Here is a 15473-nt window from a genome sequence, read left to right on the forward strand (position 1 = left end):
CGACATGCGTTGGAGGCCCCGCCGATCCGGGGAATCCATTTGACTCCTCCCCGATTCTGATTCGACTCGGCGCCATCCCCAACTTAACGAAATCCGTCACCAAATCGTCGCTTGTGCGCCGTCACAAAACTCCATCTAGTGCGACGGAAACAAGAGTCCCGCGACATGTTGCGTGAACGTAACAGGACTCAAGGGGGAGTCAGCGATTCGGCCGCGATTCGTTCTAGAGTCGTTCCGAAGCTTAAAGGCGATAGGGAAAAGCGTCGCAAAGTGAGACAGTTGCGCGGGATTTGGGGATCACGTCCCGTCACCCTGAGGTGCTCGCGCAGCGAGCCTCGAAGGGCGACGGGCCCGGCTGCTGCCGCTCGGCCGGTACACGGGCCGTTCATCCTTCGAGGCTCCCCGCCCGGCGCTGCGCGCCGCGCGGCTCGCACCTCAGGATGACGGATCGGGCGCTTCTCACCCCGCCGCCCCAAACAGCACTGACATTCGCCCCAATCGCCACTACCTAATCATTCAGACATGGCCTTTTCTTCTTCCCCCTTCGCCTCCGAGCGCGCGCCTTCCGATCGAGTGCCTGGCGCCGGCGTCACTGCGGTGCTCGGGCCGACCAACACCGGCAAGACCCATCTCGCCATCGAACGGATGCTCGCGCATTCCTCAGGGCTGATCGGCCTGCCGCTGCGGCTGCTCGCGCGCGAGGTCTATAACAAGATCGTCGCGCGCGTCGGCCCCGAGGCCGTCGCGCTTGTGACGGGCGAGGAGAAGATCAAGCCGAAGAATCCGCGCTACTGGGTCTCGACCGTCGAGGCGATGCCGCGCGATTTGGACGTCTCCTTCCTCGCCGTCGACGAGATCCAGATCGCCTCCGATCTGGAGCGCGGCCACGTCTTCACCGACCGCATCCTCAACCGCCGCGGCCGCGACGAGACGCTGCTGCTGGGCGCCGCCACCATGCGCCCGATCATCGAGCGGCTGCTGCCGGGCGTCTCCATGATCACCCGTCCCAGGCTGTCGCAGCTCGAATTCGCCGGCGACCGCAAGATCACGCGCCAGCCGCGCCGGACGGCGATCGTCGCGTTCTCGGCCGACGAGGTCTACGCCATCGCCGAGCTGATCAAGCGCCAGCATGGCGGCGCGGCCGTTGTGCTGGGCTCGCTCAGCCCACGCACGCGCAATGCGCAGGTGGAGATGTTCCAGAACGGCGACGTCGACTATCTCGTCGCCACCGACGCCGTCGGCATGGGCCTCAATCTCGACGTCGACCACGTCGCCTTCGCCTCCGACCGCAAGTTCGACGGCTACCAGTTCCGCCGCCTGACGCCGGCCGAGTTCGCGCAGATCGCCGGCCGCGCCGGCCGCGCCACGCGCAACGGCACTTTCGGCACCACGGGCCGCTGCGGCCCGTTCGAGCCCGAGCTCGTGAACGCGCTCCAGAACCACATCTTCGACCCCGTGAAGATGCTGCAATGGCGCAACTCGAAGCTCGATTTCTCCTCCCTCGGCGCGCTCCAGGTCTCGCTGAACCTGGCCCCGGGCCACGACACGCTGACCCGCGCCCCCATCGCCGAAGACATGCGCGTGCTCGACCATGCAGCCCGCGACGTCGAGGTGCGCGATATCGCGCATGGCAAGGCCGCCGTGGAGCGGCTGTGGGAGGCCTGCCAGGTCCCGGACTACCGAAAACTGTCGCCGGCGGCCCATGCCGAGCTGGTGACGACGCTGTACGGCTTCCTGATGCAGAAGGGCTGCATCCCCGATTCCTGGTTTGCGGCCCAGGTCGACCAGGCCGACCGCGTCGATGGTGATATCGACACGCTGTCGGCCCGGATCGCTCAGATTCGCACCTGGACCTTCGTCGCCAACCGGCCGGACTGGCTGCGAGACCCCGAACGCTGGCAGGGGATCGCCCGCGAGGTCGAAAATAAATTATCGGATGCGCTCCATGAACGCTTGACTGAGCGTTTCGTTGATCGCCGGACCAGTGTATTGATGCGCCGCCTGCGGGAGAACACGAGCTTGAATACGGAAATCGGCAAGACCGGCGAAGTCATCGTCGAAGGCCATGTCATCGGCCGCCTCGATGGCTTCACCTTTGCACCGGATGCGGCGGAAGCCGGCTCCGATGCGAAAGCCTTGCAGGCTGCCGCGCAAGCGGTACTCGCCGGCGAGATCAATACGCGCGCCGAAAGGTTGGGCAACGCGCCGGACGACCAGTTCGTGCTGACCTCGGACGGCACCATCCGCTGGACCGGCGATGCCGTGGCGCGCCTGACCGCGGCAGAGGAGGCGCTGCATCCGCGCATCCGCATCATCTCGGATGAGCGTTTGACCGGTGCGCCCCGTGAGAAGGTGCAGGCGCGGCTCGACCTCTGGCTCAAGACGCACATCGAAAAGCTGCTCGGGCCGATGTTCGAGCTGTCGAAGGCCGAGGACGTCACCGGCATTGCCCGCGGCATCGCCTACCAGCTCGTCGAGGCGCTCGGCGTGCTCGAGCGTCCCAAGATCGCCAACGAGCTGAAGGATCTCGACCAGCCCTCGCGCGCGACCTTGCGCAAATACGGCGTCCGCTTCGGCGCCTATCACATCTATTTCCCCGGCATCCTGAAGCCCGCCGCGCGTGCGCTGGCCGCGCTGTTGTGGGCGCTGAAGCAGGACAATGTCGATCTCTCGGCACTGTCGGGCGCTCAGCATCTCGCATCGTCGGGCCGCACCTCGTTCCCGGTCGACAAGCAGCTGCCGCGCGATGCCTATCGCGTGCTCGGCTACAAGCAGGCCGGCGAGCGCGCCGTCCGCGTCGACATCCTGGAGCGCCTCGCCGACCTGATCCGCCCGGCGCTGGCCTGGCGCGACAACGCGCCCGGCGAAAAGCCCGCCGGCGCGTTCGACGGCCGCGGTTTCGTCGTCACGCAGGCGATGACCTCGCTCACCGGCTCCGCCGGCGAAGACTTTGCCTCGGTGCTGCGCGCGCTCGGCTATCGCATGGAGAAGCGTGCGCCGCTGCCGCCGAAGCCGGCTGCGCCCGCTGCTGCGGAGACACCGGCGGCTGAAGCGTCTGCCGAGGTGCCCGCGACCGAGGAGGCGGCTGCGCCCGCGGATGCCGCGATCGAAGCCGTCACCGTCGAAGACGCGCCCGGCATGGAGCAGCACGACGAGCCGGCACACGAAGAGCCGGCGCTCGAAGCCTCGCCTGACGCGCCCGTCACGCCCGAAGATGCCCCCGGCATCGCGCCGCCGGCGGAAGAAGTCGCTGCGCCCGCCGAGGCTGCCGCTGAAGCCGCTCCGGCCGAGATCGCCGCAACGGAAGCCGCTGCATCTCCCGACGCTGCGGCGCCTGCGGAAGCTGCGGCGACGCCCACTGAGCCCGAACTCGTCGAAGTCTGGCGTCCCGGCGGCCGACACGACGATCGCAAGCCGCGCCACGAGCGCCATCGCCATCAGCGTCACAACAACAACCGTCCGCAGGCCGGTGCTGAAGCAAGCAGCCCGCCCGCCGAAGGTGAAGCAGCCCAAGCCGCCGACGGAGAGAAGCGTAACGAGCGTCATCGTCATGGCGGTCATCGCAGGGACGGTGGCAGGGATTTCCGCAAGCCGCGCGAAGGTGGTGCCGAGAGCGCACCGCGCCAGGACGGCGATCGGAATCGCCGCTTCGAGGGCAAGGACCGCGACAACAAGGATCGCGATCGCAACCGCGACAACAAGAAGTTCGGCGGCGATCGTGACAAGGGCCGCGACAACCGTGGCCGCGACCGCGACAAGGGCCGCGACCGCCAGGGTGGTCCGTCGCTGCGGCCGTACGCCTCGAGCGCGAACCCGCGCGAGCGCGATCGTCCGGCCGACCCGAACTCGCCCTTCGCAAAGCTCGCCGCGCTGAAAGAACAGCTTTCCGGTCGCAAGGAGTGATCCCACGACCGAGCGGCAGCGCCTCGACAAATGGCTGTGGCACGCGCGGGTGGTGAAGGCGCGCACCTCGGCTGCTGAGCTGGTCGAGTCCGGCCACGTCCGCATCAACGGCACGCGCGAGAAATCGCCGGGCCACGCCATCAAGATCGGCGACGTCGTCACCGTCGCGCTCGATCGCACCGTGCGCGTGTTGAAGGTGACCGGCTTCAACGAGCGCCGCGGCGATGCGGCCTCTGCGCGCTTGCTCTACGAAGAGCTCGGTACGAAGAACTCGGCGACGTAAAGCGCAATTAATTGCGCTTCGTATTCATTTCTTGGTCGATCAACCACATAAAGCCGTCATGATCGGGCGTTCCCGACCTTGCGGCGCCGGGCCATCCGCGCTACGCAAGCCGCGACTTTTAAAAGAGCTTTTCGGAGCGTTGGATGACTTACGTCGTCACTGAAAACTGCATCAAGTGCAAGTACACCGACTGCGTCGAGGTCTGCCCGGTCGACTGTTTCTACGAGGGTGACAACATGCTCGTCATCCATCCGGACGAGTGCATCGATTGCGGCGTGTGCGAGCCGGAATGCCCCGCCGACGCCATCAAGCCGGACACGGAACCGGGCCTGGAAAAGTGGCTCCAGGTCAACGCCGACTATGCCAAGAGCTGGCCGAATATCACCCAGAAGAAAGAATCACCCGAAGACGCGAAGGAATTCGACGGGATGGAAGGAAAGTTCGAGAAATATTTTTCTCCGAACCCCGGCTCCGGGGACTAAATTCCGGCGCAAACTTAACCCTAATACCTTCGTCAGCGTCGAAAACGAGCCCTGAAGACCCCTAAATCATTGATTTTTGCGGGAAATGTGCTATATTGGGCACATTAAGCTGAACCCCCGTCAGCCCAGTTGGCCCCGCCGGGTTCCCGTGAAACCAAATGTCGAACAGGGGCGTGGCAGTTTCCGCGCGCAGGCTGTGTCACAGAAAACGCGTAAAAAGAGTACTTCAGCGAGGGCTTCCCATAAGGAGGCCAAAAAAGTCGCCGCGGCCAGCCGTAGCGCATCCAAGGGTCGGGCCGCTGCCAAGGCGCCGCCGGCTGCAAAGTCCTCGAAGAACAAAAGAAGCGCAATGCCTAACAAGACTGCCAAACCGGCCGCGAAAGCGACCGTTGCCAAGCCTGCTGCTGCCAAGGCTCCCGCTGCCAAGCCTGTTGCTCCGAAGGCTCCTGTTGCTGCCGCCCCTGCCAAGGCCCCCGTTGCTGCTGCCAAGCCGGCCGTGAAGGCCGCTGCACCGGCGCCGAAGGTCGAGGAAAAGAAGGTCGTGACCCAGCGTCAGGGCTTCAAGGCCAATGAATTCGTGGTCTATCCCGCTCACGGCGTCGGCCAGATCCTGGCCATCGAGGAGCAGGAGATTGCCGGCGCGAAGCTCGAGCTGTTCGTCATCAACTTCATCAAGGACAAGATGACGCTGCGCGTTCCGACCGCCAAGGTCGCCAACGTCGGCATGCGCAAGCTGTCCGAGCCCGCGCTGGTCAAGAAGGCGCTGGAGACCCTCAAGGGCCGCGCCCGCGTCAAGCGCACCATGTGGTCGCGCCGCGCCCAGGAATACGAAGCGAAGATCAACTCGGGCGATATCGTCGCGATCGCGGAAGTCGTGCGCGACCTCTATCGCTCGGAGTCGCAGCCGGAGCAGTCCTACAGCGAACGTCAGCTCTATGAAGCGGCGCTCGACCGTCTCTCCCGCGAGATCGCGGTGGTGCAGCACTCGACCGAGACCGAAGCGGTCAAGGAGATCGAGGCCCAGCTCGCCAAGAGCCCGCGCCGTACCAACGCCAAGGCGGAAGCCGCCGACGGCGAAGGCGAGACGGATGCCGAGGGCGATACCGACGATACCGATGGCGACGACACCACCGTCGCCGACGAGGCCGCGTAAGCGTCTCGCATCGATCGCAAGCCATCAAAAGCCCGGCCGGTTGGCCGGGCTTTTTTGCTTTGGGCGGATCAAACGTTGCGACGGTGCGACCCATGCGTTCGCACGGCCGTGGGTGCTCGGGCCCGTGGAGAGAGCATCGCATCGAGGGAGAGTGTGACGAACGCGACCCGGATCATTTCCTGATCAGCGGAATCTGCAAATTGGTCGGCCGGTTCTGCTCGGTATCGAAGCCGCGTCCATCGATATTGCGGGCGCCCCAGAACAGAAGGTCACCCCTGAGATAGACGAGATCATATTCCATGAAGTTCGTGGCCTCGGCGAGGCCAAAGGGAGCGAAGGTCTTGCCGAAGATGCTCTGGGGCGCGCCTACGGCCCATGGTGCATATCCAACCGCGGCGACCTTGTTGAGCACATCGGCAAATCCCTGGGCCTGCGGTGTAACCTCGTAGGTCTCATCGGCGACGAAGTCGACTTTCTGCGCGCCTGGAGCGACGGGATGCGCGCCCCTCCACAGCAAATGTCCGCCGATCCTGATCCGCGCGAGCGGCACGGCGCCATAGGGATCGGCCGAGTTGACGATCTCGAGCTCGAAACGGTCGGAGGGAAGATATTTGAAGGCCCGCTTGAGATAGAACGACTTGAGCGTGCCGTCGGCGTTCTTCGCCGTGCTCGGGCGCACCTCCGGCGCGATGCTTTCCCAGTCGCCGAGCAGCGCCTGCTTCAATCCTGTCAGATCCAGTTCCATGCTGTTAGCCTTCGCTTGCGTGTTGGAGGATTGCGCAGCCGCTTCGCCGGATCCCGCCAGCGCGAGGATCAGCAGTGACGATTGAATGCTCTTGAGCATGTGAAGCTCGCTGCCGTGCGCCTCTGCCTGCCAGGCAGATCTCGTTCACGCCGGCTATATCGGCAGCTGGTCGCGTGGAAAAAGACTTTGTAAGCTGGCCCCATGCCCACGAGATATGGGAGATCGCGATGGAGCTTCGGCATCTCCGCTATTTCGTCGCCGTTGCCGATGCAGGCAGTTTGACAGTTGCCGCCGAGAAGAAGCTGCACACGTCGCAGCCGTCGCTCAGCCGGCAGATCCGCGATCTCGAGCAGGAGGTTGGCGTTTCCTTGATGAACCGCAGCGCCCAAGGCATCGCGCTGACGGCGGCGGGCAAGGCCTTTCTCGAACACGCCCGAATGGCACTGGTTCAGGCGGAGGCTGCCAGGGAAGCGGCGCTTCGGGCCGCGCAGCCCCCGCAGCCCGCTTTCTCGTTGGGCTTTCTGTCGGGCGCCGAGATCGATCTGCTGCCCGAGGTGGACCGCGTTCTGCGCGGCGCATTTCCCGGCATCGACATTCGCCTGTCGAGCGATTACTCGCCCTCGCTTGCCAAGGCCCTGATGCGGCGAAAGCTCGATGCTGCCTTCATCCGGCCGGAAGAGCATATGGACGATCTGCTCTGCCGACGCGTCCGCACCGATCCGCTGGTCTTCGTCTTTCCGAGCGACCATCGGCTCGCATCGCAAGCCACGGTGGCGCCCGAGGAGATTAGGGATGAAATTTTCTACCTACCGTCCAAATCCGCTCCCGCGGTTCGCCGTATTGTTTCTGATTATTTCAGTCGGACCGGAATCGACCTCAAGCCCGACAGAGAAGTGCACAATGTCGTCCACGCGATCTCCATGATCGCGTCCACGCGCGGCGTCATGATGCTGCCGGCCTACACGAAGCGATATCTGCCGGAGACGATCACCACCCGGCCGGTGCGGGGCGAGGCACCGATGCTCGATCTCGTCGTCGCCTATCACAAGGCGAACAAGTCGCCGATCCTGAAGCTGCTTCTCTCGGAAGTGGGCAAGCTCGCACCGTCGTCCTGAATTCTTGCGAGACGTGTCACGAGCAGGCGCGCATTTCACTTTGTAGTAACGGAGACGGTTTGTAATGAACGTGTGACGCAAAGGTTGTGCTATCGCTTGTAACGCTACAGGGGAGAACCTCAAGAAACCTCAAGGGAGCCAACCATGACAAGAAAACTATTCGTCGCTCTTGCAATCCTTTCTCTCTCGGCTTCTGCCGCCTCGGCAGCGCATCATCATCACCACGCGCTGAACACACAGGCTGGCGTTCCGGATCCTGCTTCTCAGCCTCCGACGGGGTGGACGGGCGGGCCGAACAGCACCGATCACGCCACTTATCTCCGCAATCTGCACGATTCCGGCTACAACCCGAAGAATGATTTCGACTCCAGCGGACACATCGCGAGCCAATAATATTGTTCGCACTGTGAAGGCGGACGTCGCCGACGAGGCCGCGTAGGCGCTCGCCTCGATCGCAACGCAATCAAAAGCCCGGCCGCCGGTCGGCCGGGCTTTTTGTTTGTGATGCAACTGCGGTCGAGACTTGCCTTATGGCGCTGCGCGCGGCTGGGTCCATATCGCGATCGGCCGCTCGAGCCCGCGGATCGCTTGGGGATCCAGGGCGATCAATGATGCAAATGTCTCGGCTGTGTTGCCGAGCTCCAGTTTGGCGCGGCTGACGAGATCGTGGCTCGCCACCAGCGCGCAGTCGAGCGTGCGCGTCAGCGCTTCGAGGCGGCTGGCGGCGTTGACGGTCGCGCCGATCACCGCAAATTCCAGGCAGGTGTGCCCGATGTCGCCGAGCACCACCGGCCCGTAATGCAGACCAAAGCTGACGTGCATCGGCGGCTCACCGGATGCTGTTCGCTGCGCGCTCCACCTGTCCGCCGCCGCAATCATGGCCTGGGCGCAGCGCAACGCGTTGCTTGCATCGCGCGTGCCGGCGAAGGGCGTGCCGAATGTCGCCATCAATCCGTCGCCCAGATATTTGTCCAACGTGCCGTCGTGACGGAAAACCTCCTGCTCCATCAATCCGTGAAATTCGCGCAACGTCCGCACCACCTCCTCCGGGGGGCGTACATCGGCAAAGGCCGTGAAGCCGACGATATCCACGAACAGCACCGCGACGTTCTGTGTGCGCACCTGCTTCAGTGGCTCGTCGTGCTTCGACAATTCCGTCACGACGTTGGGCGAGAAGTAGCGCGCAAGATTGCCGCGCTCCCGTTCCACGGCGGCATGCCGGATCAGCAGATCGTTGCTACGACGGACGGCGAGCGCCAGCGTCACGGCGACGATCATGAAGACGACGATTTCCTGGATGCGCAAACCGAATCCGATCGCGGCGGGCGAGATCAGTGCGAACAGCCTGTGATCGCTGCCTACCGCGTCGGCAATGCGGGCGGTCAGTGCGGGATCTCGATCGGGTTGCCACCACACCCAGGCCACGCCGATCGCCCAGAGCGCTGCGGTCCATGTTCCGACCGCAACCACCGTTCGCCAGGAATAGGCCAGCGTGGCGCCCGAGAGCAGTACGAAGAAGTAGATGAAGTTGCCGAAATGGTATTGCATCGCCACCGGCCAGTGCGTCGTGCCGAAGGGGTTCGGGACGATGATGACGAATGTGAGAAGCGCCAGGTCGCAGAATATGAGTGCTAGTTCAGACCGCGACACACCGACCCGCCCAACCCTCACCTGGGCCCAGCCGATCAGTGCGAACAGGCCGAGCAGCGCCACGTAGTAGAGCTGCTCCCAGGCCGGGTTGATGGCGGGCAGCAGGCAGGCGATGACGGCCAGCGCGACATAGCGCGCCCGCACGGCCAGTTGCAGGCCCTCCTGCTTGGCTGATGCGAGTGCGGCCTGCGCGAACTGGACGGTTTCGGTCTCGCGCTGGCTGCGCGCGCGTGAAGGCGAGGCGGACGAGTCGAGGCGCTCGACGAGCATTGTCACGGGGCAGTCTCCTCGCTTGGGCCGTTGCAGCACTGGCGGCGGCCGTCAGCCGCCGCATTCGACAGTCTAGTGATGCATGGCTACGAGGTCATCAGCCCGGATGAGTGTTTTCCATCCGCGTTAGCGAATCGCTCACTTCACCGGCCGCTTCTCGAGCTTTCGTGCCAGCGTACGCCGGTGCATGCCCAGCCGCCTTGCCGCTTCCGAGATGTTGAAATCCGTCTCGATCAGCGTCTGGTGGATGCGCTCCCATTCGAGCGTCTTGATCGAGGTCGGCCGCACGTCGAGCGCAACCTCGGCATTGCCTTCGGCCTTGGTGAAGGCGGCTTCGATATCGTCGGTGTTGGAAGGCTTGGCGAGGTAGTGACAGGCGCCGAGCTTGATCGCCTCGACGGCGGTCGAGATGCTGGCAAAGCCCGTCAGCACCACGATCAGCATCTCCTCGTCATGGGTGTGCAGCAGCTCGACACAGGCAAGGCCGGAGGCGCCGCCGAGCTTGAGGTCGACCACCGCATAGCCGAAGGATCGCTCCTCCAAAACCTTCCTGACGTCTTCGATCGAAGCCGCGAGCACGACCTCATAGCCGCGGCGCTCGAACGAGCGTTTCAGGGTGCGCGCAAAACCTTCGTCGTCCTCGACGACGATGAGCGAGCGGTCAGGCGTCAAAGCTGCCTCCGATCGCGAGTGTAGCGAGCGGCAGCGTCAGGCGGACGGTAGCGCCACGTTTCCTGTGGTTCTCGGCCGTCACGCCGCCACCCAGCTTGCGCACCACGTTGACCACCAGGAACAGGCCGAGCCCACCGCCGGCGCGGCCCTTGCTCGACTGATAGGGTTTTCCGAGCTGCGCCAGCATTTCCGGCGCGAAGCCGGGGCCGCGGTCGCTGATCGAGAGCACCAGATTGTCGCCTTCGCGTTCGGCGACCAGCTCGACCCACTCGCGCGAGACTTCATAGGCGTTGTCGAGCACGTTGAAGATCACCTGCTTCAGCGCGATGTCCGAGACGATCGCGACGTCCTCGCCAAAGGTGTTGACGAAATACAGGGTGCGCGCCGAGCGGGCGTCGCGCCATTCTTCGACCAGCGCAGTGACGAAGGCCGTCACCGTCGTCGGCGAGGATCCCTCGCCGCGCGCTTCGCCGGCCGAGACCAGAATGCCCGTCACGATGGTCTTGCAACGTTGCAGCGAGGTTTCCATCTCGGTGAGGTCCTCGGCAAGCTCCTGATCGGCGGCGAGGTCCGGCATGCGGCGCCAGTCGCTGAGGATGACCGAGAGCGAGGCGAGCGGCGTACCGAGCTCGTGCGCCGCGCCGGAGGCGAGCAGGCCCATACGGACGATGTGATCCTGCTCGGCGGCGTGCTGGCGCAGCGCCGCCAGATGCGCATCGCGCTCGCGCAAATTCCTGTTGATGCGGGTGACGAACACGACCAGCAGCACGGCATTGAGGATGAAGCCCAGCAGCATGCCGGTGACGGTGAGCGTATAGGTCTCGCTCAGCGGATTCGGCGGCAGATCGAGCGGCCGGTACGCCATCGTCAGCCACACGAAGCTCGCGCAGCTCAGCGCCACCAGCGACCAGGTCGAGCGGGCATCGAGCAGCACAGCGCCGAGCGTGACCTGGAGCAGGAAGAGCGAGGTGAAGGGATTGGTGGCGCCGCCGCTGAGGTAGAGTTGCGCGGTCAGCGCGGCGACATCCAGCATCAGCGCGACCAGGAGCTCGTTGTTGGTGATCGCGGCGCGATGGCGCACCCAGACCAGGCTCGAGACGTTGAGCAGCACCAGCGCGCCGATCACCGCGCCCATGCGGGTGAGGGGCAGGGGAATGCCGAGCCAGAAATGCACGCCGCCGATCGTCACGATCTGGCCGACCACCGCGGTCCAGCGCAGCTGGATCAGCAGCGCCATGTTCTTGCGGTTGGTCTCGTCGTCGGTGGGGGCAGCGCCGATCAGCTCGCTGCGCGCATCCGCTTGCGATTGCAGCGTGACGGCGAGCTCGCCGTAAGTGTTCCCGTCGTCAGGTCGGTTCGACGATCGTTCCAGCATCTGATCCCGTCCTGCGAGCGGAGGCATCCGAGCCGCCGGCCGTTTCGTGGACGAAGCGTGTGCGGCGGAACAGCCCGCCGCGGAATGTGACGAAAAGCCGGCCGGCCAGCATGAAAGCCAGGGCAAACCACGTCAGCGCGTAGATCAGGTGGTTATTGGGAAAGCGGACCACGGTCAATCCGCCGATTGGACCGCTGCCGGATCGTGATCCGGCGTCAGCATCGACGAAGAACGGGGCGACGTTCTTCAGGTCGCGCGCGGCCGCAATCGCGGCGACATCGCGCGAATACCAGCGGTTGTGCTGGGGCACGTTGTCCCGGAGGAAGCCGCCTTTCGGCTCGGTGATGCGCAGCAGCCCTGTGACCTCGATCTGGCCGTCAGGATTGCCGGCCTGGCGCGTCGATGGGTCGCGCCGCTCGGACGGCACGAAGCCGCGATTGATCAGGACAAGCGTGCCGTCGCTGCGCTGGAGCGGCGTCAGCACCCAATAGCCGGGGCCTTCCTCGGTGACGGCCTGAACCAGGGTCTCGCGGTCGTGCAGGAAGCGGCCGGACACGCTGACATGCCGGTATTCGTCGCCTGCGGTGGTGATCGCCAGCCAAGCCGCGCGCGCGGGGATCGGCTGGGCCGCGGCATGAACGCGCTGCTCGACGCGGTCGATCAGTGCGAGCTTCCAGGCGCGGCGCTCGACCTGCCAGACGCCGAGGGCAATCAGAACGACGAAAGCCGTGAGCGAGAGAGCCGTGAGCCACAGGGACGGGCGCGCAGCCTTTGCGGGGCCGCGCACGTCGTTGTCCACGGGGCTCACGAGATCGCTCACTTCATTCCCGTCATCTCGTGGATCGGCATCATGTTGCTGTTGAGGTGGTTCATCACCCACAGCGAACCGGACAGCGCGATCACCACCATCACGATGGTGAAGATCAGCGCCATCATGCTCCAGCCGTTCTCGGACTTCGGGCTCATGTGCAGGAAGTAGATCATGTGCACGACGATCTGGACGACCGCGAACGCCATGATGACCAGCGCGGTGATCTGCTTGCTCGGCAGCGTGCCGCTCATCACCAGCCAGAACGGGATCGCGGTGAGCACCACCGAGAGCACGAAGCCGAGCATGTAGCCCGAGAACGTGCTGTGGGCGTGGCCGGTATCGTCGTGATGGTCGCCCGCGTGGGCGGCGTGGGTGTCGGTGTTCATCGCAGAACTCCCAGGAGATAGACGAAGGTGAAGACGCCGATCCAGACCACGTCGAGGAAGTGCCAGAACATCGACAGGCACATCAGGCGACGGCGGTTGGCCTCGATCAGGCCGAAGCGCCAGACCTGCACCATCAGGGTCACCAGCCAGATCAGGCCGCAGGAGACGTGCAGGCCGTGGGTGCCGACCAGGGTGAAGAACGAGGACAGGAAGGCGCTGCGCTGAGGCGTCGCGCCCTCGTGGATCATGTGGGCGAACTCGGTGAGCTCGATGCTGATGAAGGCGACACCGAACAGGCCGGTGATCGCCAGCCACATCTGGGTCTGGCCGACCTTGTTCTGCTGCATCGTCAGCATCGCAAAACCATAGGTGATCGACGACAGCAGCAGCATCGAGGTGTTCACCGCAACCAGGTTGAGGTCGAACAGGTCCTTTGGCGCGGGCCCGGCGGCGTAGTTGGCGCCGAGCACGCCGAAGGCGGCGAACAGCATCGCGAAGATGAGGCAGTCGCTCATCAGGTAGATCCAGAAGCCGAGCGAGGTGCTGTAGCCTTCCGGATGCGGGTGTTCGTCAGCGAGATAGAAGACCGGCTCGCCAGTTTGTGACGGATTGATAGCGACAGTCATTTACTTGACTCCGGCGAGCAGCTTGGTGCGCGCGTCCTCGGTCCGGATGACGTCGTCAGCCGGAATGTCGAAGTCGCGGTGATAGTTGAAGGTGTGACCGATCCCGACGACGAGCATCGCGATGAAGCTCGCAGCCGCCAGCCACCACATGTACCAGATCAGACCGAAGCCCATCGCGGTGGCAAAGCCGGCGAGGATGACGCCTGTGCCGGTGCTGCTCGGCATATGGATCGGCTTGAACCCGGTGAGCGGGCGCTGATAGCCGCGCTTCTTCATGTCCCACCACGCGTCATTGTCGTGAACAACGGGGGTGAAGGCGAAGTTGTAGTCCGGCGGCGGCGAGGAGGTCGCCCATTCCAGCGTACGTGCGTCCCAGGGATCGCCGGTGACGTCCTTGAGCTGCTCGCGCTTGAGGAAGGAGACCGCGAACTGGATCAGCATGCACCCGATGCCGAGCGCGACGAGACCGGCGCCGATCGCGGCGATGACGAACCAGATCTGGAGCGAGGGATCGTCGAACACGCGGAGGCGGCGGGTCACGCCCATCAAGCCGAGCACGTAGAGCGGCATGAAGGCCATGTAGAAGCCCGTGACCCAGAACCAGAACGACAGCTTGCCCCAGAACGGATCGAGCCTGAAGCCGAACGCCTTCGGGAACCAGTAGTTGATGCCGGCGAACGCGCCGAACACCACGCCGCCGATGATCACGTTGTGGAAGTGCGCGATCAGGAACAGGCTGTTGTGCAGGACGAAGTCGGCCGGCGGCACTGCGAGCAGCACGCCGGTCATGCCGCCGAGCACGAAGGTGAGCATAAAGGCGATCGTCCACAGCATCGGCAGCTCGAAGCGGATGCGGCCGCGATACATCGTGAACAGCCAGTTGAACATCTTCGCGCCCGTCGGGATCGAGATGATCATCGTGGTGATGCCGAAGAACGAGTTGACGCTGGCGCCCGAGCCCATCGTGAAGAAGTGGTGCAGCCAGACCAGGTACGACAGGATGGTGATGACCACCGTGGCGTAGACCATCGAGGTGTAGCCGAACAGCCGCTTGCCGGAGAAGGTCGAGGTCACTTCCGAAAAGATACCGAAGGCGGGGAGAACCAGGATGTAGACCTCGGGATGGCCCCAGATCCAGATCAGGTTCACGTACATCATCGGGCTGCCGCCGAAATCGTTCGTGAAGAAGTTGGTGCCGACGTAGCGATCGAGCGAGAGCAGCGCGAGCACGACGGTCAGGACGGGGAAGGAGGCGACGATCAGGATGTTGGTGCAGAGCGCGGTCCAGGTGAAAACCGGCATCTTCATCATGGTCATGCCGGGGCAGCGCAGCTTGACGATGGTGCAGATCAGGTTGATGCCGGACAAGGTCGTTCCAACGCCGGCGACCTGCAGCGCCCAGATGTAATAGTCGACGCCGACATCAGGACTGTAGCCGATGTTCGACAGCGGCGGATAAGCCAGCCAGCCGGTGCGGGCGAATTCGCCGATGAACAGCGAGGCCATCACCAGCACCGCGCCGCCGACCGTCATCCAGAAGCTGAAATTGTTCAGGAACGGGAACGACACGTCGCGCGCGCCGATCTGCAGCGGCACCACGTAGTTCATCAGGCCGGTGACCAGCGGCATCGCCACGAAGAAGATCATGATCACGCCGTGGGCGGTGAAGACCTGGTCGTAGTGATGGGCCGGAAGGAAGCCTTCGGAACCGTTGAACGCGAGCGCCTGTTGCGCGCGCATCATCAGCGCGTCGGCGAAGCCGCGCAGCAGCATCACGATGCCGAGGATCATGTACATGATGCCGATGCGCTTGTGGTCGACGGTGGTGAACCACTCGCGCCACAAATAGCCCCAGAGGCGGAAATAGGTGACGCCGGCGAACAGCGCGCCGCCGCCGAGCGCGACCATCACGAAGGTGCCGACCAGGATCGGCTCGTGCAGCGGCAGTGAATCGAGGCCGAGACGGCCGAAGATGAGCTTGAGAAGATCAGGAGACATGCTG

12 protein-coding genes and 1 pseudogene are annotated in these 15473 nt (G+C 64.3%); 5 read left to right on the forward strand and 8 right to left on the reverse strand.

Annotated elements, in window-relative coordinates; genetic code table 11:
- Positions 1–522: 522 nt before the first annotated feature.
- The 4 genes and pseudogenes from NLM32_RS03405 (at position 523) to NLM32_RS03420 (ending at position 5821) form a co-directional block, all read left to right on the forward strand.
- Positions 523–3903, forward strand: a complete 3381-nt coding sequence (locus tag NLM32_RS03405; RefSeq protein ID WP_254127872.1) for a helicase-related protein — start codon at positions 523–525, stop codon at positions 3901–3903.
- A 10-nt stretch (positions 3904–3913) separates the two neighbouring features.
- Positions 3914–4186: pseudogene (locus NLM32_RS03410) on the forward strand (RNA-binding S4 domain-containing protein); the annotation flags it as partial.
- Between the two features lie 143 nt (positions 4187–4329).
- Positions 4330–4668 carry a ferredoxin FdxA gene (gene fdxA / locus NLM32_RS03415; protein ID WP_254127874.1) on the forward strand — a complete coding sequence of 113 codons (339 nt, stop codon included), beginning with the start codon at positions 4330–4332 and terminating at the stop codon, positions 4666–4668.
- 349 nt (positions 4669–5017) lie between these two features.
- The gene (locus tag NLM32_RS03420; protein WP_375143518.1) at positions 5018–5821 is read left to right on the forward strand and encodes a CarD family transcriptional regulator; all 804 of its coding nucleotides are present in this window, start codon (positions 5018–5020) and stop codon (positions 5819–5821) included.
- Between the two features lie 172 nt (positions 5822–5993).
- Here NLM32_RS03420 and NLM32_RS03425 read toward each other — a convergent pair whose 3' ends face one another.
- On the reverse strand, positions 5994–6665 hold the full coding sequence (locus NLM32_RS03425) for a hypothetical protein (RefSeq protein WP_254127876.1): 672 nt from the start codon (positions 6663–6665) through the stop codon (positions 5994–5996).
- Between the two features lie 128 nt (positions 6666–6793).
- On the opposite strand from NLM32_RS03425, the gene NLM32_RS03430 reads away from it, so the two are divergent.
- Positions 6794–7681, forward strand: coding sequence for a LysR substrate-binding domain-containing protein (locus tag NLM32_RS03430; RefSeq protein ID WP_254127877.1), 888 nt, complete (start codon positions 6794–6796; stop codon positions 7679–7681).
- 528 nt (positions 7682–8209) lie between these two features.
- On the opposite strand, the gene NLM32_RS03435 is transcribed toward NLM32_RS03430, so the two are convergent.
- From NLM32_RS03435 to cyoB, 7 genes are all read right to left on the reverse strand, one after another.
- A complete protein-coding gene (locus NLM32_RS03435; RefSeq protein WP_254135197.1) occupies positions 8210–9601 on the reverse strand; it encodes an adenylate/guanylate cyclase domain-containing protein in 1392 nt (463 codons plus the stop codon).
- Between the two features lie 138 nt (positions 9602–9739).
- Positions 9740–10273 carry a response regulator transcription factor gene (locus NLM32_RS03440; RefSeq protein WP_254127878.1) on the reverse strand — a complete coding sequence of 178 codons (534 nt, stop codon included), beginning with the start codon at positions 10271–10273 and terminating at the stop codon, positions 9740–9742.
- Complete coding sequence (locus tag NLM32_RS03445; protein WP_254127879.1) at positions 10263–11648, reverse strand: ATP-binding protein; 1386 nt, start codon at positions 11646–11648, stop codon at positions 10263–10265. The genes NLM32_RS03440 and NLM32_RS03445 overlap by 11 nt, the downstream gene beginning before the upstream one ends.
- Positions 11620–12468, reverse strand: coding sequence for an SURF1 family protein (locus NLM32_RS03450; RefSeq protein WP_254127880.1), 849 nt, complete (start codon positions 12466–12468; stop codon positions 11620–11622). Before NLM32_RS03450 ends, NLM32_RS03445 begins: the two co-directional genes overlap by 29 nt.
- Positions 12465–12845, reverse strand: a complete 381-nt coding sequence (gene cyoD / locus NLM32_RS03455) for a cytochrome o ubiquinol oxidase subunit IV (RefSeq protein ID WP_254127881.1) — start codon at positions 12843–12845, stop codon at positions 12465–12467. The genes NLM32_RS03450 and cyoD overlap by 4 nt, the downstream gene beginning before the upstream one ends.
- The gene (gene cyoC / locus NLM32_RS03460; protein ID WP_254127882.1) at positions 12842–13471 is read right to left on the reverse strand and encodes a cytochrome o ubiquinol oxidase subunit III; all 630 of its coding nucleotides are present in this window, start codon (positions 13469–13471) and stop codon (positions 12842–12844) included. The genes cyoD and cyoC overlap by 4 nt, the downstream gene beginning before the upstream one ends.
- Positions 13472–15469, reverse strand: coding sequence for a cytochrome o ubiquinol oxidase subunit I (gene cyoB, locus NLM32_RS03465; protein ID WP_254127883.1), 1998 nt, complete (start codon positions 15467–15469; stop codon positions 13472–13474). It abuts the gene before it with no gap.
- Positions 15470–15473 lie beyond the last annotated feature (4 nt).

The sequence above is a fragment of the Bradyrhizobium sp. CCGUVB14 genome (assembly GCF_024199935.1).
Classification (GTDB): domain Bacteria; phylum Pseudomonadota; class Alphaproteobacteria; order Rhizobiales; family Xanthobacteraceae; genus Bradyrhizobium.

Bases quoted from the DNA above. Each gene is read 5' to 3' on its own strand.
- NLM32_RS03405 (WP_254127872.1), top strand. From the start codon at position 523: ATGGCCTTTTCTTCTTCCCCCTTCGCCTCCGAGCGCGCGCCTTCCGAT.
- fdxA (WP_254127874.1), top strand. From the start codon at position 4,330: ATGACTTACGTCGTCACTGAAAACTGCATCAAGTGCAAGTACACCGAC.
- NLM32_RS03420 (WP_375143518.1), top strand. From the start codon at position 5,018: ATGCCTAACAAGACTGCCAAACCGGCCGCGAAAGCGACCGTTGCCAAG.
- NLM32_RS03425 (WP_254127876.1), bottom strand. From the start codon at position 6,665: ATGCTCAAGAGCATTCAATCGTCACTGCTGATCCTCGCGCTGGCGGGA.
- NLM32_RS03430 (WP_254127877.1), top strand. From the start codon at position 6,794: ATGGAGCTTCGGCATCTCCGCTATTTCGTCGCCGTTGCCGATGCAGGC.
- NLM32_RS03435 (WP_254135197.1), bottom strand. From the start codon at position 9,601: ATGCTCGTCGAGCGCCTCGACTCGTCCGCCTCGCCTTCACGCGCGCGC.
- NLM32_RS03445 (WP_254127879.1), bottom strand. From the start codon at position 11,648: ATGCTGGAACGATCGTCGAACCGACCTGACGACGGGAACACTTACGGC.
- cyoD (WP_254127881.1), bottom strand. From the start codon at position 12,845: ATGAACACCGACACCCACGCCGCCCACGCGGGCGACCATCACGACGAT.
- cyoC (WP_254127882.1), bottom strand. From the start codon at position 13,471: ATGACTGTCGCTATCAATCCGTCACAAACTGGCGAGCCGGTCTTCTAT.
- cyoB (WP_254127883.1), bottom strand. From the start codon at position 15,469: ATGTCTCCTGATCTTCTCAAGCTCATCTTCGGCCGTCTCGGCCTCGAT.